Genomic DNA, 18452 nt, shown 5'->3' with positions numbered 1-18452 from the left:
GTTGATCGCTGCAAGCCACGAGGCCGGGGAAACCCGGCCTTCGTGTTTCTGCGAAGTGGTGTTAAAGGCTAAACTGTCGCATCTTCGCCTACGCCATCGAGACTTCCATGCAGTATCGCGACCTGCGCGAGTTCATCGCCGCCCTGGAGCAGCGCGGCCAGCTCAAGCGCATCCAGGTGCCGGTGTCCCCGGTGCTGGAAATGACCGAGGTGTGCGACCGCACCCTGCGGGCCAAGGGCCCGGCCCTGCTGTTCGAGAAACCCACCGGCTTCGACGTGCCCGTGCTCGGCAACCTGTTCGGCACCCCCGAGCGCGTGGCCCTGGGCATGGGCGCCGAGGACGTTTCCGAACTGCGCGAGATCGGCAAGCTGCTGGCCTTCCTCAAGGAGCCGGAGCCGCCCAAGGGCCTGAAGGACGCCTGGAGCAAGCTGCCGATCTTCAGGAAGGTCATCAGCATGGCGCCCAAGGTGCTCAAGGACGCGCCCTGCCAGGAAGTCATCGAAGAGGGCGAGGCGGTCGACCTGGGCAGGCTGCCGGTGCAGACCTGCTGGCCCGGCGATGTCGCGCCGCTGATCACCTGGGGCCTGACCGTCACCCGCGGGCCGAACAAGGAGCGGCAGAACCTCGGCATCTACCGCCAGCAGGTGATCGGCCGCAACAAGGTGATCATGCGCTGGCTCAGCCACCGCGGCGGCGCCCTGGACTACCGCGAGTGGTGCCAGAAGCACCCTGACCAGCCCTACCCGGTGGCCGTGGCCCTGGGCGCGGACCCGGCGACCATCCTCGGCGCCGTGACGCCGGTGCCCGACACCCTCTCCGAATACGCCTTCGCCGGGCTGCTGCGCGGCCACCGCACCGAACTGGTGAAGTGCATCGGCAGCGACCTGCAGGTGCCGGCCAGCGCCGAGATCGTCCTGGAAGGGGTGATCCACCCCGGCGAGATGGCCGACGAGGGCCCCTACGGCGACCACACCGGCTACTACAACGAGGTGGATCGCTTCCCGGTGTTCACCGTCGAGCGCATCACCCGCCGCCAGAAGCCGATCTACCACAGCACCTACACCGGCCGCCCGCCGGACGAGCCGGCGATCCTCGGGGTGGCGCTGAACGAAGTCTTCGTGCCCATCCTGCAGAAGCAGTTCCCCGAGATCACCGACTTCTACCTGCCGCCCGAAGGCTGCTCGTACCGCATGGCGGTGGTGACCATGAAGAAGCAGTACCCCGGCCACGCCAAGCGCGTCATGCTGGGCGTGTGGTCGTTCCTGCGACAGTTCATGTACACCAAGTTCGTCATAGTCACCGACGATGACATCAACGCGCGGGACTGGAACGACGTGATCTGGGCGATAACCACGCGCATGGACCCCAAGCGCGACACGGTGATGATCGACAACACGCCGATCGACTACCTCGACTTCGCCTCGCCGGTCTCCGGCCTGGGCTCGAAGATGGGCCTGGACGCCACCCACAAGTGGCCCGGCGAGACCAGCCGCGAATGGGGCCGCGCCATCGTCAAGGACGAGGCGGTGAGCCGTCGCGTCGATGAGCTTTGGGCCAGTCTGGGGATAGATTGAGCTGGAAGCTGGAAGCTAGAAGCTAGAAGCTAGAAGCTAGAAGCTAGAAGCTAGAAGCTAGAAGCTAGAAGCTAGAAGCTAGAAGCTAGACGCGGTTTTTACTTCCAGCTTCTGGCTTCCAGCTTCCAGCTCTCCAAGCTATAGAAAAAAGAGATCGATCATTTGAGAGTGACCTTGCAACCCTCCGGCGCCCAGCTTGAACTGCGCCCCGGCGAACGCATTCTCGACGGCGCGCGGCGCCTGGGCTACGACTGCCCGCAGAGCTGCCGCAACGGCAACTGCCACGTCTGCGCCGCGCTGCTGGTGGAAGGCAGCGTGCGCCAGGACGGCGAGGTGCGCGACCATGGCGAACTCTTCACCTGCCTGGCCGAGCCCCTGGAAGACTGTGTGCTGCACTGGGACGGCGTGCTCGCCCCGGGCGAGTTGCCGCTGCGCAAGCTGGCCTGCCAATTGACGCTGTGCGAAGCGGTGGGCGGCGACGTCTGGCGCGTGCGCCTGCGCGCCCCGGCCGGCAAGCCGCCGCGCTACCACGCCGGGCAATACCTGCTGATCGAGCGCGAGGACGGCAACGACTCGGCCTTCTCCCTGGCCTCGGCGCCCCACGAGGGGCGCGACCTGGAGCTGCACATCCTGGCGCGGGAGAACAGCGCCATCGAACTGCTCGGGCAACTGCAGCGCGAGCGCATCGCCCGCGTGCAGATGCCCTTCGGCGACGCCCACCTGGCCGAGCTGCCCGAAGGCCCGCTGGTGCTGATCGCCGCGGGCACCGGCATGGCGCAGATGCACAGCCTGATCGAGCACTGCCGCGCCCAGGGCTTCGCCCACCCGGTGCACCTGTACTGGGGCGTGCGCCGGCCCGAGGACTTCTACGCGCTGCCGCACTGGGACGAATGGAAGGGCCTGGCCAACCTGCACCTGCACAAGGTGGTCAGCGACCTGTGCGGCTGGCAGGGCCGCTGCGGCCTGCTGCACGAGGCGGTGTGCGAGGACTTCCCCGAACTGGGCAGCCTGACCGTCTACGCCAGCGGCTCGCCGGCGATGGTCTACGCCACCCTCGACGCCCTGGTGGCCGCCGGCATGGACGCCCACCAGATGCGCGCCGACGTCTTCGCCTACGCGCCACGGGATTAAGGCAAGCGGGCCCTGCCCGCGATTCGCGCGCAGGGCGCGCTCCTACAGGGGGCACGGTGCTGGGGCAACCCGTAGGATCTCATCCGCGAATCGCGCCGGAGATTACGGCTATCGCGGAGAAGCTCCGCTCCTACAAAAACACCTCGGCGCGGCCTTCAGGGAAATACCGTCGTAGGATGGCGTTGAGCGAAGCGATACCCATCGCCACGGCAACATGGGTTTCGCAGGCTCAACCCATCCTACGAAGAGCGCCCCGGCGCAGTCGGCAAGACGGTTGCTCCGGTATCGTTTCGCTTAATCCAACCTACGGCAACGCCGACGGAAACTCCGCGGCGAGGGTTTGCGCCAGCCAATCGCCGAACCACTCGATATCGGCGCTGCTCGGCCCCGGCGGGATCAGCAGCTGGTAGCTCTCCAGGCGCACCTGGTTAGGCAGCGGCCGCACCAGCGCGCCGGATTCCAGCTCCTTGCGCACCAGCACGTCGTTGGCCAGGGCGATGCCGGCGCCGGCCTCGGCCATGGACAGCGCGTGGTCGTTGCTGACGTAGAGCACGTCGGGGCTGACGCGGATGTCCAGCTGGTTGGCGGCGAACCAGGCGTTCCACCATTCGCCGTCGTGGACGTGGATCAGATCGTGGCGCACCAGCTCCTCGGCGCTGTCCAGCGGGCCGTGGGCCGCCAGGTAGGCCGGCGAGCACACCGGGAATACCTGCGGGTGCAGTAGCGTGGCCTGGCTCTGCGGGTACTGGCCGGGCATGCCGTAGGCGATGCCCAGGTCGGCGCTGTTGCCGTCCACCTCGGTGAAGGTCGGGTTCGGTTCGATCGCCACCTTCAGCCCCGGGCGCTGCTGGCGCAGGGTTTCCAGGTGCGGCATCAGCCAGCGCTTGGCGAAGGCCGGCACCACCAGGATCTTCAGCCAGCGCGCCGAGCCACCGGGCACCAGTTCGAGGCTGGCCTCGGCGATCTGCTGCAGCGCTGTGGATATCTTCGCGTAGTAGCGCTGCCCGGCCGGCGTCAGGCTGACGCCGCGCGGCGTGCGTTCCAGCAGCTGCACGCCCAGCCAGTCCTCCAGCAGGCGCACGTGGCGGCCGATGGCCGGCTGGGTGACGTGCAGCGCCCTGGAGGCGGCGACGTAGCTGCCCAGGCGCGCGGCCGCTTCGAAGGCGCGCACGGCGTTGAGCGGCGGCAAGCGGGGGAGTGACATGAGGGTGGGCCTCGTGCGTTGTTAAATTATTTAATATCGAATGTAAGAAAATTGAGCTTTTTGCTCAACCGCAATCTGGCCACACTCGGCCCCAGCAGCCTCACCACAAAACCAGCCGGTCACCGGCACACGCTGCAGCGCTTTCCCCATTCCTGCCACAACAAATACAAGCCTCCGCGCGCACCGCGCCAGCGGGGGAGGGAACCGGAGGTACATCCATGAGTGCCCTGCACAGCCTGCAGACGGCCGCCGTCTCCATCCGTTCGGTGCGCAAGGTCTACGGCGACCCCGACAGCGGCCCGGTGGCGCTGAAGAGCGTCGACCTGGACATCCGCGACAACGAATTCTTCACCCTGCTCGGCCCCTCCGGCTGCGGCAAGACCACCCTGCTGCGGATGATCGCCGGCTTCGAGTTCCCCACCGCCGGGGAAATCCTCCTCTACGGCGAGAACATCGCCGACCGCGCGCCCTACGATCGCCCGGTCAACACCGTGTTCCAGCACTACGCGCTGTTCCCGCACATGACCATCGCGCAGAACCTGGCCTTCGGCCTGGAATCGCACCCCATGGGTCAGCGCCTGGGCAAGGCGGCCGTCGCCGAGCGGGTGCGCGAGATGCTCGCCCTGGTGCAGATGGAACGCTTCGCCGAGCGCCGCCCGACGCAGCTCTCCGGCGGCCAGCAGCAACGCGTGGCCCTGGCCCGCGCGCTGGCCCCGCACCCCAAGGTGCTGCTGCTCGACGAGCCGCTCTCGGCCCTGGACCTGAAGCTGCGCCAGGCCATGCGCGAGGAGCTCAAGACGATCCAGGCCAAGACCGGGATCACCTTCATCTTCGTCACCCACGACCAGGAAGAAGCCCTGACCATGTCCGACCGTATCGCCGTGCTGGCCAACGGCGAGGTGCAGCAGGTCGGCCGGCCGACGGACATCTACGAGCAGCCGCGCAACCGCTTCGTCGCCGACTTCATCGGCGAGACCAACTTCCTCCCGGCGCAGGTCGCCGAGCTGGCCGGCGAGCAGGCGCTGTTCCGCATCCCCGGCGGCCGGACGCTGCGCGCGGCCGGCCGCGAGGGCCTGCGCGAAGGCGCCGAGGTGACCCTGTCGATCCGCCCCGAGCGCCTGCGCCTGGTCGGCGCCGACACCGCGGACGCCACGCCCTGCACCCTGGCCGAACAGGTCTACCTGGGCACCGACCTGCAGTACCAGGTGCAGTTGGCCGACGGCACCCGCCTGCGCGTGCGCACGCCCAACAGCGCCGGGCAGAGCCAGCGCTTCGCCGCCGGCGAGCGCCTGGGCCTGCAGTTCGACCGCGACAGCGCCAGCGTGCTGCTGGACTGAGGAACTCGCCATGACCACTCTCACCCTACGCCCCGGCAACGCCCTGGAGCGGCGCCGGGCCCTGGCCGGCCTGCTCGGCGTGTCGCCGGCGCTGCTGGCGATCGGCCTGTTCCTGGTGGTGCCGATCCTCATCGTCGCCGCCTACTCGCTGATGCAGGCCAACCCCTACGGCGGCGTCAACCATGTGTTCAGCAGCGACGCCTACGTCTCGCTGCTGTTCGAGCGCCAGCTGGACGACAGCCTGGCCTTCGCCGACTCCTACCTGGTCATCGCCCTGCGCTCGCTGGGCATCGCCGCCGCCACCACCGTCATCACCCTGCTGGTGGGCTTCCCGGTGGCGGTCTGGCTGGCCATGCAGCCGGCGCGCCGCCGCGGCCTGCTGATCTTCCTGATCACCGTGCCGTTCTGGGCCAACCTGCTGATCCGCACCTACGCCTGGATCCTGCTGCTGCGCGGCACCGGGGTGATCAACAACGGCCTCATGGGCCTGGGCCTGATCCACCAGCCGCTGCCGCTGCTCTACAACGACGGCGCGGTGCTGCTGGGCCTGGTCTACACCTACGCGCCCTTCGTGGTGCTGCCGATCTACTCGACCCTGGAGAAGATGGACATGCGTCTGCTGGAAGCCGCCCAGGACCTCTACGCCGGGCGCCTGCGCACCCTGCGCAAGGTGGTGCTGCCGATCGCCCGGCCGGGCATCCTGGCCGGCGCCATCCTCACCTTCGTGCCCTGCCTGGGCGCGATGATCGCCCCGGAGCTGCTCGGCGGCGGCACCAAGATGATGCTCGGCAACCTGATCTTCCGGCAGTTCGCCGACTCGCGTAACTGGCCCTTCGGCGCCGCCCTGTCGCTGGTGCTGATGGCGGCGGTGATGCTCGCCCTGACCTTCTACGCGATGCGCGCCGAGCGCCTGCGCGTGGCCCGGGGAGGTGTGTGATGCTGAGCCTGTTGCGCAAGCGCCGTCTCGGCGTGCAGGACTTCCCCGGCTTCGGCGGCTTCAGCCTGCTGTTCTATCTCTACCTGTACGCGCCCATCGTGGTGCTGGTGGTCTACTCGTTCAACGCCAACCAGTCCGCCACCGTGTGGACCGGCTTCAGCCTCGACTGGTACCGCGCCGCCTTCGCCAACCAGGCGCTGCGCAGCGCGGCCGGCAACAGCCTGCTGATCGCCGTGTGCGCCAGCATGATCGCCACCGCCATCGCCACCCTGGCCGCGCTGGGCACCTCGCGCGGGGCGAAGTTCAAGGGTATGCGCCTGTCCATGGGCGCCATCATGCTGCCGCTGGTGCTGCCGGAGATCGTCGTCGGCGTGGCCACCCTGGCGCTGTTCTCCAGCCTCGGCGTGTCGTTGGGCTACGGCAACCTGATCATCGCCCACACGGTGTTCTGCATCCCCTTCGCCTACCTGCCGATCCGCGCCCGCCTGGAGGACATGGACCTGTCCCTGGAGCAGGCCGCCGCCGACCTCTACGCCGGGCCCTGGCGGACCTTCCGCAAGGTCACCCTGCCGCTGCTGATGCCGGGGATCTTCTCCGGGCTGATGCTGGCCTTCATCGTCTCGCTGGATAACTTCGTGATCTCGATGATGGTCTCCCAGGCCGGCACCACCACCTTGCCGATCTTCATCTTCGGCCTGCTGCGGATGGGCGTCACGCCCGACGTCAATGCGGTGTCGACGCTGATCCTCGGGGTTTCCGTGTTCTTCGTCAGCCTTTCCTTCCTGCTCGGCAAAGCCAAAGCCTGAGCGCCACGCCACAACCGGGAGTCAACATGAGCAAGTCGATCGCAGTCATCGCCGCCACCCTGTCGCTGAGCCTGGCCGGCGCGGCCCACGCCGCCGGCCAGGTCAACGTCATCAGCTGGAGCGGCTACTTCTCGCCGCAGATCCTGGAGAAGTTCGAGAAGCAGACCGGCATCAAGGTCACGGTGGATTCCTATGATTCCAACGAGACGCTGCTGGCCAAGCTCAAGCAGGGCGGCAGCGGCTACGACGTGGCCATTCCTTCGCACCAGTTCGTGCCCATCCTGGTCCACGAGAACCTGCTGGAGCGCTTCGATCCGATCAAGCAGCCGTACTACGCGAACATCGAGGACAACCTGCGCAAGCCCACCTGGGACCCGGAAGGCGGCTACTCGGTGCCCTTCATCTGGGGCACCACCAGCGTGGTCTACGACACCGCCGCCTACAAGGGCCAGGCCGACAGCTATTCGCTGCTGTTCCAGCCGCCGCAGGAGCTGCAGGGCAAGATCAACATGCTCGACTCGGTCAACGAGGTGATGGACACCGCCAGCCTGTACCTGGGCGTGCCGCTGTGCAGCGAGGACCCGAAACAGGTGCAGCAGGTGCTGAACCTGCTCAAGGCGCAGAAGCCCTTCGTCAAGACGTACAGCTCCAAGGCCGGCTCGGTGCGCGAGAACCTCGCTTCCGGCGAGACCTCCATGTCGCTGTTCTGGGGCGGTTCGTCGCTGCGCGCCCGGGAGATGAAGCCGAGCCTGAAGTACCTCTACCCCAAGGAAGGCGTGATGGCCTGGGTGGACAACCTGGTGATCCCCAAGGGCAGCAAGAACCCCGACGCCGCCCGCCAGTTCATCGCCTTCATGAGCCAGCCGGAGAACTCGGCGATCACCCAGAACTTCCTCAAGCACCAGAGCCCGATCAAGGGCACCGACGCCTTCCTCGACCCGAGCCTGAAGGATGCGCCGGAGCTGCACATCCCCGAGGGCACCAAGGTGGTCTTCAGCAAGACCTGCGGCGAAGGCGCCATCCGCCTGGCCGACCGCCTGTGGACCAACCTGATGCGCTGACCGAAGGCGCTGGGCCCCCGCGTTCGCGGGGGTGACGGGGTGGGGCAGGGCGCCGCGAGGCGCCGTGGCTTCGCTCACCCCGCCAAAAGTCGCATCTGTACAAATATCGTTCCGTCATTCCCGCGAACGCGGGAACCCAGAGAAAGGCCGCGTCACATGAGCCAGAACCCGAATATCAGCCCCCTCGTCCAGCTCCAGGCCCATGAACTGGCGCAGCTCATCCGCCTGCGCCAGGTCTCCTGTCGCGAGGTGATGGGCGACTACCTGGCGCACATCGAGCGCTTCAACCCGGCGGTCAACGCCCTGGTCAGCCTGCAACCGGCCGAGGCGCTGCTGGCCCAGGCCGACGAGCGCGACGCCGAGCTGGCCCGCGGCGAGTACCGCGGCTGGATGCACGGCCTGCCCCACGCCATCAAGGACCTGTCGCTGACCAAGGGCATCCGCACCACCCTGGGTTCGCCGCTGTACCGCGACTACGTGCCCGAGCGCGACGGCATCATGGTCGAGCGCATCCGCGCCGCCGGCGCCATCCTCATCGGCAAGAGCAACACCCCGGAATTCGGCCTCGGCTCGCAGAGCTACAACCCGCTGTTCGGCGCCACCGGCTGCGCCTACGACCCCAGCCGCACCGCCGGCGGCAGCAGCGGCGGCGCCGCGGCGGCCCTGGCCCTGCAACTGGTGCCGGTGGCCGACGGCAGCGACATGATGGGCTCGCTGCGCAACCCGGCGGCGTTCAACAACATCATCGGCTTCCGCCCGTCCCAGGGCCGCGTGCCCTTCGACGACGCCGCCGACCTGTTCTTCGACCAGCTCGGCTACGAAGGCCCCATGGGCCGCAGCGTGCGCGACGTGGCCCTGCTGCTGTCGGTGCAGGCCGGCAGCGATGCCCGCGCGCCGCTGTCCATCGCCGAGTCCGGCAAGGCCTTCGCCGGCCCGCTGGAGCGCGACTTCAAGGGGGCGCGCTTGGGCTGGCTGGGCGACCTCGGCGGCCACCTGGCCATGGAGCGCGGCGTGCTGGAGCTGTGCCAGCGCGCGTTCGCCGACTTCCAGGCCATCGGCTGCGAGGTCGAAGCCTGCGAGCTGGGTTTTTCCGCCGAGCGCCTGTGGGACTGCTGGCGCACCCTGCGCCATTGGTTCGTCGCCGGCTCCCTCGGTGCCGCCTACGCCGACCCGGCCAAGCGCGAACTGCTCAAGCCGGAAGCGCACTGGGAAGTGGAGAACGGCCTACGCCTGTCGGCCATGGACGTGTACCAGGCCACGGTGGCGCGCAGCGACTGGTACCGCGCCATCCAGCGCCTGTTCGAGCGCTACGACTACCTGCTGCTGCCCAGCGCCCAGGTGTTCCCCTTCGACAAGAACCTGCACTGGCCGAAGGAAGTCGCCGGCCGCGCCATGGACACCTACCACCGCTGGATGGAAGTGGTGATCCCCGCCACCCTGTCCGGCTGCCCTGTCGCCAACGTGCCGGTAGGCTTCAATGAACAGGGCCTGCCCATGGGCCTGCAGATCATCGGCCGGCACCAGGCCGACATGGCCGTGCTGCAACTGGCCCATGCCTACGAGCAGGCCACCCAATGGTACCGGCGCTGCCCGCCGCCGCTGCTGGCGCAGTGAGGCGCGCCGAAGAAGGAGGTTCGATGAGCGTCAGCTTCTTCCAGGAACTGCTGCAGAGCATCAGCGAACGTGGCCGCCAACTGCTGGAATCCCGCGAGCCGGCGCCGATCAGCGCCGCCTCGCTGGTAGAGGCCAGCCGCCGGCTGCTCTCCGGCCACGGCGAGGCTTCCGGCGTGGCCCTGGCGCGCCAGGTGCTGTGCGCCTACCGCGACTGCCCGGCGGAGCAGCAGAAAGCTTTCTTCGACAACCTGCTGGACGACTTCGCGCCGCCCCGCGAAGCCCTGGCCGAAGCCTGCAGGCGCTACCTGGAGAACCCCGGCGCCGAGCAGGTCACCGCGCTGTTCGAAGCCTGCGAGCCGCCGCGCCAGGAGCTGTTCCGCCGCCTCAACCAGGCGCCGGGCGGCACCGCCGAGCTGATCGCCATGCGCCGCCGGCTGCTGCAGGAGCTCAAGGCGCGGCCGCAACTGGCGGCGGTGGACCACGACCTGCAGCACCTGCTGGCCTCCTGGTTCAACCGCGGCTTCCTGGTGCTGCGGCGCATCGACTGGTCGACGCCGGCGGCGATCCTGGACAAGATCATCCGCTACGAGGCGGTGCACGCCATCAAGGACTGGGACGACCTGCGCAGCCGCCTGCAACCGGCCGACCGCCGCTGCTTCGCGTTCTTCCACCCGGCCTTGCCGGAGGAGCCGCTGATCTTCGTCGAGGTGGCGCTGACCCGCCAGATGCCCGCCGCCATCGCGGAAATCCTCGAACAACCCGGCGAGGCCGCAGAAGCGCCGGACACCGCGGTGTTCTATTCCATCAGCAACTGCCAGGAGGGCCTGCGCGGCATCTCCTTCGGCAACTTCCTGATCAAGCAGGTGGTGGAGGAACTGGCCCGCGAAGTGCCGGGCCTCAAGCAGTACGTCACCCTCTCGCCGGTGCCCGGCTTGCGCCGCTGGCTCGACAGCCAGGCCGAGCGCCCCGAGGTCGCCGAATGCCTGAAGGCGCTCAAGCCCGACGCGCCGCCGCCGCCGCGCCTGGAACAGCCGCTGCTGGCGCTGGCCGCCGAATACTTCCTGCAGGCCAGGAACGCCCAGGGCCAGCCTCTGGACCCGGTGGCGCGCTTCCACCTGGGCAACGGCGCCCGCCTGGAACGCCTGAACTGGCGCGGCGACCTCTCCGCCGGCGGCCTGCGCCAGGCCGCCGGGCTGATGGTCAACTACCGCTACGAATTGCGTCAGATCGAGAAAAACCACGAAGCCTACGCCAACCAGGGCACGGTGATCGCCGCCAACGAGGTCAAGCGACATCTCGCCCCACCGGCCAAGCCACGCCGCTAGGAACCGCCATGAACCAGAGCCTTTTCGCCGCCGTCGGCGAGCACCTGCCCGAAGACCTGAACAAACCCTTCCTCCGCACCCCGGACGGCGGCAGCTACAGCTACGCCGAAATGCTGCGCAGCAGCGCGCAGTTCGCCCACGCCCTGGTGGAGCTCGGCGTGCAGCCGGGCGACCGCGTCGCCGTGCAGGTGGACAAGAGCCCCGAGGCGATCATGCTCTACCTCGGCACCCTGCGCGCCGGTGCCGTCTACCTGCCGCTGAACAGCGGCTACACCAGCGACGAGCTGAGCTATTTCCTGGGCGACGCCGAGCCTTCGCTGTTCGTCTGCACCCCGGCCTTCGAGGAGCAGGCCGGGGCGCTGGCGCAACAGTGCGGCGTGGCCCGCGTGGCGAGCCTCGGCCAGCGCTGCGACGGCAGCCTGATGCGCCACGTGGAAGGCAAGCCGGCGCGCTTCGCGGACGTCGAACGCAGCGCCGACGACCTCGCCGCCATCCTCTACACCTCCGGCACCACCGGGCGCTCCAAGGGTGCCATGATCAGCCACGGCAACCTGGTCTCCAACGCCCGCGCGCTGGTCGAGGCATGGGCTATCAGCAGCGAGGACTGGCTGCTGCACGCGCTGCCGATCTTCCACATCCACGGCCTGTTCGTGGCCATCAACAGCCTGCTGATGGCCGGCGGTTCGCTGCTGTACGTGGACAAGTTCGACGCCGCCGAAGTGCTGCGCCTGCTGCCCCAGGTGAACCTGCTGATGGGCGTGCCGACCTTCTACACCCGCCTGCTCGACCAGAGCGGCCTGACCCGCGAAGCGGTGGCGCACATGCGCCTGTTCGTCTCCGGCTCGGCGCCGCTCACCGCCGAGACGCACAAGGCCTTCCGCGAACGCACCGGGGTGGCGATCCTGGAGCGCTACGGCATGACCGAGACCGGCATGAACACCTCCAACCCGCTGAATGGCGAACGCATCGCCGGCACCGTCGGCTTCCCGCTGCCGGGCGTGGAACTGCGTATCACCGATCCGGGCGAGAAGGAAGCCAAGCTGCTGCCGCAAGGCGAGCCGGGGATGATCGAAGTGCGCGGCGCCAACGTGTTCCGCGGCTACTGGCGCATGCCCGAGAAGACCGCCGAGGAACTGCGTGGCGACGGCTTCTTCATGACCGGCGACATCGGCTTCATCGACGACAAGGGCTACGTGCAGATCGTCGGACGCAGCAAGGACATGATCATCAGCGGCGGCTACAACGTGTACCCGAAGGAGCTGGAACAACTCATCGACACCCTGCCGGGCGTGGCCGAATCGGCGGTGATAGGCGTGCCGCACCGCGACTTCGGCGAAGGCGTGACGGCGGTGGTGGTGGCCAAGCCCGGCGAGGCGCCGAGCGAGGCGGACATCCTGGCGGGCCTGGACGGTCACCTGGCGCGCTACAAGCAGCCCAAGCGGGTGGTGTTCGTGGAGGCGCTGCCGCGCAATGTGATGGGCAAGGTGCAGAAGAACCAGCTGCGCGAGCGCTTCAAGCAGCTGTACGCCTGAGCGTAGGGCGGATAACCGTTCGCGGTTATCCGCCGTTGGCCCCGGCGCGATAACGGCTTTTCGTAGGAGCGAGGGGGACGCCTAGTTCTTGCTCGCGAACGGGCGTCTGTCGGTGGCGCTTGGTGTTCATCTCGAAGAGCCCCTCTCCCCAGCCCTCTCCCTGAAGGGAGAGGGGGCTAGTCCGTGCCGAGAGAAGTAATGGTTTCAGCCGGAACCTGCCGGGCTAACCGGCTAACTCCAAAACACCCGCCTCTGCCCAACGGCCCCCTCTCCCTTCAGGGAGAGGGAGCTATCCGTGCCGTCGGTGGTTTTCGTGCCATCCGGCAACACCGACGTGGCCGACGAGCGCCGAAATAACACTTCACACCGAACGGTCCCCTCTCCCTTCAGGGAGAGGGTTAGGGAGAGGGAGCGGACTCTCCCCCAAACACCATCACATCAGGCGCGCACCTGCACCACCACCTTCCCAACAGCCCGACGCTGCCCGAGATGGTTGATGGCATCCCCAGCCTTCTCCAACGGATAAGTCTGCGAAACCAACGGCTTCAACTTGCCCTCCGCGAACCACTGGAACAGCTGCTGGAAGTTCGCCGCATTGTCCTGCGGCTGGCGCTGGGCGAAGGCGCCCCAGAACACGCCCACCAGCGAGGCGCCCTTGAGCAGCGGCAGGTTGGCCGGCAGCGCGGGGATGGTGCCGCTGGCGAAGCCCACCACCAGCAGGCGGCCGTTCCAGGCGATGCTGCGGAAGGCTTCCTCGAACAGCTCGCCGCCCACCGGGTCGTAGATCACGTCCACGCCCTGGCCGCCGGTGATTTCCTTGAGCTTGTCCTTCAGGCTGCCTTCGCTGTAGTTGACCAGCACGTCGGCGCCGGCGGCCTTGGCCACTTCCAGCTTGGCGTCGCTGCTGGCCGCGGCTATCACTTTCGCGCCCATGGCCTTGCCGATTTCCACCGCCGCCAGGCCCACGCCGCCGGAGGCGCCGAGCACCAGCAGGGTTTCGCCCGGCTGCAGGTTGCCGCGCTGCTTCAGCGCGTGCATTGAGGTGCCGTAGGTCATGCCGAAGGCGGCGGCGGTGGTGAAGTCCATGCCCGCCGGGATCGGCAGCACGTTGTAGGCGCCCACCGCCACCTGTTCGGCGAAGCTGCCCCAGCCGGTCAGGGCGATGACGCGGTCGCCGGGCTTCACGTGGCTGACCTTCTCGCCCACCGCCGCGACCACGCCGGCGGCCTCGCCGCCCGGGGCGAAGGGGAAGGGCGGCTTGAACTGGTACTTGCCCTCGATGATCAGGGTGTCGGGGAAGTTCACTCCGGCGGCGTGGACGTCCAGCAGCACTTCGTTTTTCTTCGGCGTGGGGCTGGCGACTTCTTCCAGCACCAGGGTTTCGGCGGGGCCGAAGGCTTTGCACAGCAAGGCTTTCATCGGAGGTACTCCTTTCGTGTAATGCCCGGCAGTGTAGGAGTGACGGGGCGGGGGGCAAATCAGTATGGTCCCGGCTTATGCCCGTGCATAACCGCCGGGCTTGGGCCGCGCGCCCGGTATGGCTATGCTTGCCGGCATCGTGCATGGAGAAGTCGCCTTGAAAGCCCTGATCGCCCTGTCGCTGGCCCTGTTCCTCAGCCCCCTGATGGCTTCCGAGGAGGCCAAGCCGGAAGACGCCAACAAACCGCTGTTCGTCGACCTCACCCCGGCCCTGGTGGGCAACTACGGCAGCGGCCCGAAACTGAAGTACTACAAGGCCGACATCGCCCTGAAGGTCACCGGCAAGGAGGCCGAGGAGAAGGTCGAGCACCACGAGCCGCTGATCCGCAACCAGCTGATCATGCTGTTCGCCCAGCAGACCGACGAGAGCCTCGGCAGCGTCGAGGCCAAGGAGAAACTGCGCCAGGAGGCGCTCAAGCAGGTACAGACGGTCCTCAAAGAAGAGGAAGGGAAGCCGCTGGTGGACGATCTGCTGTTCAACAACCTGATCGTGCAGCCCTGACAAGGCACAGGTTTCGCGCGTTTTCGCCCGCTATCCAGGTCTTTTCGGGCGGCTCTGACCTGTATCAAGGCCTTTTCCCCTCCCTTCGCTGAAGATCCCTACAAGATCGCTCTGATGAGCGTTGACCAGGGGGTACGATGAAGGGAAATTCGAAACGCTGGCTGTTCCGTGGCGGCGTGCTCGCGGCCTGCGCCGTGGTCGCCGCGCTGGCCTGGCAGACGCTCAAGCCCAACGGCCTGGGCGAAGGCTTCGCCAGCGGCAACGGGCGCATCGAGGCCACCGAGGTGGACGTGGCCACCAAGCTGCCCGGCCGCGTGGCCGAGATCAAGGTGGACGAGGGCGACTTCGTCAAGACCGGCGAAGTGGTCGCGCGCATGGACACCCAGGTGCTGGAAGCGCAGCTGGCCCAGGCCCAGGCCGAGGTGCGCCGGGCGCAGAATGCCAAGCTCACCGCCGAATCCGTGGTGACCCAGCGCAACAGCGAGAAGAGCACCGCCGAGGCAGTGGTGGCCCAGCGCCAGGCCGAACTCACCGCCGCGCAGAAGCGCTTCACCCGCACCGAACAACTGGTCAGGCGCAACGCCCTGCCGCAACAGCAATTGGACGACGACCGCGCCGTGCTGCAGAGCGCCCAGGCCGCGCTGTCAGCCGCGCGCTCCCAGGTGATCTCGGCCCAGGCCGCCATCGAGGCCGGGCGTTCCCAGGTGATCGAGGCGCAATCGGCGATCGAGGCGGCCACCGCCAGCGTCGCCCGGCTGCAGGCCGACATCGACGACAGCCTGCTGCGCGCCCCCCGCGACGGCCGCGTGCAGTACCGCGTGGCGCAGCCCGGCGAGGTGCTGGCCGCCGGCGGCAAGCTGCTCAACATGGTCGACCTGACCGACGTCTACATGACCTTCTTCCTGCCCTCGGCCCAGGCCGGCCGCGTGGCCCTCGGCCAGGAAGTGCACCTGGTGATAGACGCGGTGCCGCAGTACGTGATCCCGGCCAAGGTCTCCTACGTCGCCAGCGTCGCCCAGTTCACGCCCAAGACCGTGGAAACCGCCAACGAGCGCGAGAAGCTGATGTTCCGCGTCAAGGCGCGCCTGGACCCGGCGCTGCTGGAGCAGTACATCACCTACGTGAAGACCGGCGTGCCCGGCATGGCCTACCTGCGCCTGGACCCTGAGGCGCAATGGCCGGACAACCTGCAGATCAAGGTTCCGCAATGAGCGCCCCGCACGCCGCGGTGGCCAGCCTGGCCGGCGTGTCGCTGCGCTACGGGCAGACCCGCGCGGTGGACGACGTGACGCTGGACATCCCGGCCAACCGCATGGTCGGCCTGATCGGCCCGGACGGCGTCGGCAAGTCCAGCCTGCTGGCGCTGATCGCCGGTGCGCGCAAGCTGCAGGACGGCCAGGTGCACGTGCTCGGCGGCGACATGCGCGACGCCCGCCACCGCCGCGCGGTGTGCCCGCGCATCGCCTACATGCCCCAGGGCCTGGGCAAGAACCTCTACCCGACGCTCTCGGTGTTCGAGAACGTCGACTTCTTCGGCCGTCTGTTCGGCCACGACAAGGCCGAGCGCGAGCGGCGCATCGCCGACCTGCTGCACAGCACCGGCCTTGCTCCCTTCGCCGAGCGCCCGGCGGGCAAGCTCTCCGGCGGCATGAAACAGAAGCTCGGGCTGTGCTGCGCGCTGATCCACGACCCCGACCTGCTGATCCTCGACGAGCCCACCACCGGCGTCGACCCGCTGTCGCGCAACCAGTTCTGGGAACTGATCGGGCGCATCCGCGCCGGCCGCCAGGGCATGAGCGTGCTGGTGGCCACCGCCTACATGGAGGAGGCCGAGCGCTTCGACACCCTGGTGGCGATGGACGAGGGCAAGGTGCTGGCCACCGGCACCCCGGCCGAGCTGCGCGAGCACACCGGCACGCAAAGCCTGGAGGCGGCCTTCGTCGCGCTGTTGCCCGAGCGCAAGCGCGCCGGCCACCATGAACTGGTGATCCCGCCGCGCCAGCACAGCGAGGGCGCGCCGCAGATCGCCATCGAGGCCGAGGGGCTGACCTGCCGCTTCGGCGACTTCGTCGCGGTGGACCACGTCAGCTTCCGCATCGAGCGCGGGGAAATCTTCGGCTTCCTCGGCTCCAACGGCTGCGGCAAGTCCACCACCATGAAGATGCTCACCGGCCTGCTGCCGGCCAGCGAGGGCAACTGCGCGCTGTTCGGCCAGCCGGTGAACGCCAAGGACATGGCCACGCGCCGCCGCGTGGGCTACATGTCCCAGGCCTTCTCGCTGTATGCCGAGCTGACGGTGCTGCAGAACCTGGAACTGCACGCCAAGCTGTTCCACCTGCCGAGCGAGCAGATAGGCCCGCGGGTGGAGGAGATGCTCGCCCGCTTCGACCTCGGCAAGGTCCGCGACGAGCTGCCCGACAGCCTGCCGCTGGGCATCCGCCAGCGCCTGTCGCTGGCCGTGGCGGTAATCCACAAGCCGGAAATCCTCATCCTCGACGAACCCACCTCGGGCGTCGACCCGGTGGCCCGCGACGGCTTCTGGCAGCTGATGGTCGAGCTGTCGCGGCGCGACGGGGTGACCATCTTCATCTCCACCCACTTCATGAACGAGGCCCAGCGCTGCGACCGCATCTCGCTGATGCACGCCGGCAAGGTGCTGGACAGCGACACCCCGCAGGGCCTGATCGACAAGCGCGGCCTGCCGACCCTGGAGGCGACCTTCATCGCCTACCTGGAGGAGGCCGCCGGCAGCGCCGCGCCGCCGCCCGAGCCGCAGGCGCCGGCCAGCACCGCCGAGCAGGCGCCGCACAAGCCGCAGCGCCAGCGCTTCAGCCCGCTGCGCCTGTTCAGCTATGCGCGGCGTGAGTCCATGGAACTGCGCCGCGACCCCATCCGCCTGACCCTGGCGCTGCTGGGCACGGCGCTGCTGATGTTCATCATCGGCTACGGCATCAACATGGACGTCGAGGACTTGTCCTACGCCGTGCTCGACCGCGACCAGACCACCACCAGCCAGGCCTACGCGCTGAACATCGCCGGCTCGCGCTACTTCGTCGAGCACCCGGCGATCCGCGACCCCGACGACCTCGACCGGCGCCTGCGCAGCGGCGAGCTGAGCCTGGCGCTGGAGATCCCGCCGCACTTCGGCCGTGACCTCAAGCGCGGCGACGACCCGGCCATCGGCGTGTGGATCGACGGCGCCATGCCCACCCGCGCCAACACCGTGCAGGGCTACGTGCAGGGCCTGCACAGCAGCTACCTGGCCGAGCTGGCCCGGCAGAGCGGCAACGCCGAGGCCAGCGCGGCGGCCAGCACCGAGGTGCGCTACCGCTACAACCCCGACGTGGAGAGCCTCAAGGCCATGGTCCCGGCGGTGATCCCGCTGCTGCTGATCATGATCCCGGCGATGCTCACCGCCCTGGGCGTGGTGCGCGAGAAGGAGCTGGGCTCGATCACCAACCTCTACGTCACCCCGGTGACGCGCCTGGAGTTCCTGCTCGGCAAGCAGTTGCCCTACATCGGCATGGGCATGGTCAACTTCGTGCTGATGCTGGCCATGGCGGTGCTGCTGTTCCAGGTGCCGCTCAAGGGCAGCCTGCTGGCGCTGAGCCTAGGCGCGCTGCTGTACGTGATCACCAGCACCGGCCTCGGCCTGCTGCTGTCGACCTTCATGAAGAGCCAGATCGCCGCAGTGTTCGGCACCGCCATCGCCACCATGATCCCGGCCATCCAGTTCGCCGGGCTGATCCACCCGGTGTCCTCGCTTGAGGGCGCGGCGGCGCTGATCGGCAAGCTCTACCCGACCTCGCACTTCCTGATCATCAGCCGCGGCACCTTCTCCAAGGCCCTGGGCCTGAGCGACCTGTGGCTCTACTACCTGCCGCTGCTGGCGGCCATCGGCGTGCTGACGCTGCTCAGCGTGCTCCTGTTGAAGAAGCAGGAGGACTGAG

General features: G+C 68.2%; 14 protein-coding genes. 12 read left to right on the top strand and 2 right to left on the bottom strand.

The window, feature by feature from the left end; all coding sequences use genetic code 11:
• Positions 1–107 precede the first annotated feature (107 nt).
• Both ubiD and FG99_RS11320 read left to right on the top strand, forming a co-directional pair.
• Positions 108–1574, top strand: coding sequence for a 4-hydroxy-3-polyprenylbenzoate decarboxylase (ubiD, locus tag FG99_RS11325; protein ID WP_043269637.1), 1467 nt, complete (start codon positions 108–110; stop codon positions 1572–1574).
• 162 nt (positions 1575–1736) lie between these two features.
• A complete protein-coding gene (locus FG99_RS11320; protein WP_043269635.1) occupies positions 1737–2705 on the top strand; it encodes a CDP-6-deoxy-delta-3,4-glucoseen reductase in 969 nt (322 codons plus the stop codon).
• Positions 2706–3009: 304 nt separating this feature from the next.
• Here the strand turns inward: FG99_RS11320 and FG99_RS11315 are convergent, their stop codons facing one another.
• Positions 3010–3909 (bottom strand): LysR substrate-binding domain-containing protein, encoded by a 900-nt coding sequence (locus FG99_RS11315; RefSeq protein ID WP_009615073.1) that lies wholly within the window; start codon positions 3907–3909, stop codon positions 3010–3012.
• Positions 3910–4127: 218 nt separating this feature from the next.
• Between FG99_RS11315 and FG99_RS11310 the strand changes: the two genes are divergently transcribed.
• The 7 genes from FG99_RS11310 (at position 4128) to FG99_RS11280 (ending at position 12521) form a co-directional block, all read left to right on the top strand.
• Entirely contained in the window at positions 4128–5246 is a 1119-nt protein-coding gene (locus FG99_RS11310) for an ABC transporter ATP-binding protein (RefSeq protein WP_043269633.1), read from the top strand.
• Between the two features lie 10 nt (positions 5247–5256).
• Positions 5257–6183 carry an ABC transporter permease gene (locus FG99_RS11305; RefSeq protein ID WP_043269631.1) on the top strand — a complete coding sequence of 309 codons (927 nt, stop codon included), beginning with the start codon at positions 5257–5259 and terminating at the stop codon, positions 6181–6183.
• The gene (locus FG99_RS11300) at positions 6183–6989 is read left to right on the top strand and encodes an ABC transporter permease (RefSeq protein ID WP_043269629.1); all 807 of its coding nucleotides are present in this window, start codon (positions 6183–6185) and stop codon (positions 6987–6989) included. The genes FG99_RS11305 and FG99_RS11300 overlap by 1 nt, the downstream gene beginning before the upstream one ends.
• A gap of 26 nt (positions 6990–7015) precedes the next feature.
• Positions 7016–8050: an ABC transporter substrate-binding protein gene (locus FG99_RS11295; RefSeq protein ID WP_043269627.1), complete on the top strand. Its 1035-nt coding sequence runs from the start codon at positions 7016–7018 to the stop codon at positions 8048–8050.
• A 156-nt stretch (positions 8051–8206) separates the two neighbouring features.
• The gene (locus FG99_RS11290; RefSeq protein WP_043269624.1) at positions 8207–9664 is read left to right on the top strand and encodes an amidase; all 1458 of its coding nucleotides are present in this window, start codon (positions 8207–8209) and stop codon (positions 9662–9664) included.
• A 23-nt stretch (positions 9665–9687) separates the two neighbouring features.
• Positions 9688–10989 carry a malonyl-CoA decarboxylase gene (locus tag FG99_RS11285; protein WP_043269622.1) on the top strand — a complete coding sequence of 434 codons (1302 nt, stop codon included), beginning with the start codon at positions 9688–9690 and terminating at the stop codon, positions 10987–10989.
• Between the two features lie 8 nt (positions 10990–10997).
• A complete protein-coding gene (locus FG99_RS11280; RefSeq protein ID WP_043269620.1) occupies positions 10998–12521 on the top strand; it encodes a malonate--CoA ligase in 1524 nt (507 codons plus the stop codon).
• Positions 12522–12959: 438 nt separating this feature from the next.
• Here FG99_RS11280 and FG99_RS11275 read toward each other — a convergent pair whose 3' ends face one another.
• Positions 12960–13940, bottom strand: a complete 981-nt coding sequence (locus tag FG99_RS11275) for an NADPH:quinone oxidoreductase family protein (protein ID WP_043269618.1) — start codon at positions 13938–13940, stop codon at positions 12960–12962.
• Between the two features lie 157 nt (positions 13941–14097).
• Between FG99_RS11275 and FG99_RS11270 the strand changes: the two genes are divergently transcribed.
• The 3 genes from FG99_RS11270 (at position 14098) to rbbA (ending at position 18451) form a co-directional block, all read left to right on the top strand.
• A complete protein-coding gene (locus tag FG99_RS11270; protein ID WP_009615084.1) occupies positions 14098–14502 on the top strand; it encodes a flagellar basal body-associated protein FliL in 405 nt (134 codons plus the stop codon).
• A 137-nt stretch (positions 14503–14639) separates the two neighbouring features.
• The gene (locus FG99_RS11265; protein ID WP_043269616.1) at positions 14640–15713 is read left to right on the top strand and encodes an HlyD family secretion protein; all 1074 of its coding nucleotides are present in this window, start codon (positions 14640–14642) and stop codon (positions 15711–15713) included.
• Positions 15710–18451, top strand: coding sequence for a ribosome-associated ATPase/putative transporter RbbA (gene rbbA / locus FG99_RS11260; RefSeq protein WP_043269614.1), 2742 nt, complete (start codon positions 15710–15712; stop codon positions 18449–18451). The genes FG99_RS11265 and rbbA overlap by 4 nt, the downstream gene beginning before the upstream one ends.
• Position 18452: the final 1 nt, after the last annotated feature.

This window comes from Pseudomonas sp. AAC, assembly GCF_000725445.1.
Taxonomy (GTDB): domain Bacteria; phylum Pseudomonadota; class Gammaproteobacteria; order Pseudomonadales; family Pseudomonadaceae; genus Pseudomonas; species Pseudomonas citronellolis.
This window is presented reverse-complemented; position numbering and strand designations above follow the sequence as displayed.

What these genes read in the sequence shown, in the direction of transcription:
- ubiD (WP_043269637.1), top strand. Translation starts at nt 108, where the DNA reads ATGCAGTATCGCGACCTGCGCGAGTTCATCGCCGCCCTGGAGCAGCGC.
- FG99_RS11315 (WP_009615073.1), bottom strand. Translation starts at nt 3,909, where the DNA reads ATGTCACTCCCCCGCTTGCCGCCGCTCAACGCCGTGCGCGCCTTCGAA.
- FG99_RS11310 (WP_043269633.1), top strand. Translation starts at nt 4,128, where the DNA reads ATGAGTGCCCTGCACAGCCTGCAGACGGCCGCCGTCTCCATCCGTTCG.
- FG99_RS11305 (WP_043269631.1), top strand. Translation starts at nt 5,257, where the DNA reads ATGACCACTCTCACCCTACGCCCCGGCAACGCCCTGGAGCGGCGCCGG.
- FG99_RS11300 (WP_043269629.1), top strand. Translation starts at nt 6,183, where the DNA reads ATGCTGAGCCTGTTGCGCAAGCGCCGTCTCGGCGTGCAGGACTTCCCC.
- FG99_RS11295 (WP_043269627.1), top strand. Translation starts at nt 7,016, where the DNA reads ATGAGCAAGTCGATCGCAGTCATCGCCGCCACCCTGTCGCTGAGCCTG.
- FG99_RS11290 (WP_043269624.1), top strand. Translation starts at nt 8,207, where the DNA reads ATGAGCCAGAACCCGAATATCAGCCCCCTCGTCCAGCTCCAGGCCCAT.
- FG99_RS11285 (WP_043269622.1), top strand. Translation starts at nt 9,688, where the DNA reads ATGAGCGTCAGCTTCTTCCAGGAACTGCTGCAGAGCATCAGCGAACGT.
- FG99_RS11280 (WP_043269620.1), top strand. Translation starts at nt 10,998, where the DNA reads ATGAACCAGAGCCTTTTCGCCGCCGTCGGCGAGCACCTGCCCGAAGAC.
- FG99_RS11275 (WP_043269618.1), bottom strand. Translation starts at nt 13,940, where the DNA reads ATGAAAGCCTTGCTGTGCAAAGCCTTCGGCCCCGCCGAAACCCTGGTG.
- FG99_RS11265 (WP_043269616.1), top strand. Translation starts at nt 14,640, where the DNA reads ATGAAGGGAAATTCGAAACGCTGGCTGTTCCGTGGCGGCGTGCTCGCG.
- rbbA (WP_043269614.1), top strand. Translation starts at nt 15,710, where the DNA reads ATGAGCGCCCCGCACGCCGCGGTGGCCAGCCTGGCCGGCGTGTCGCTG.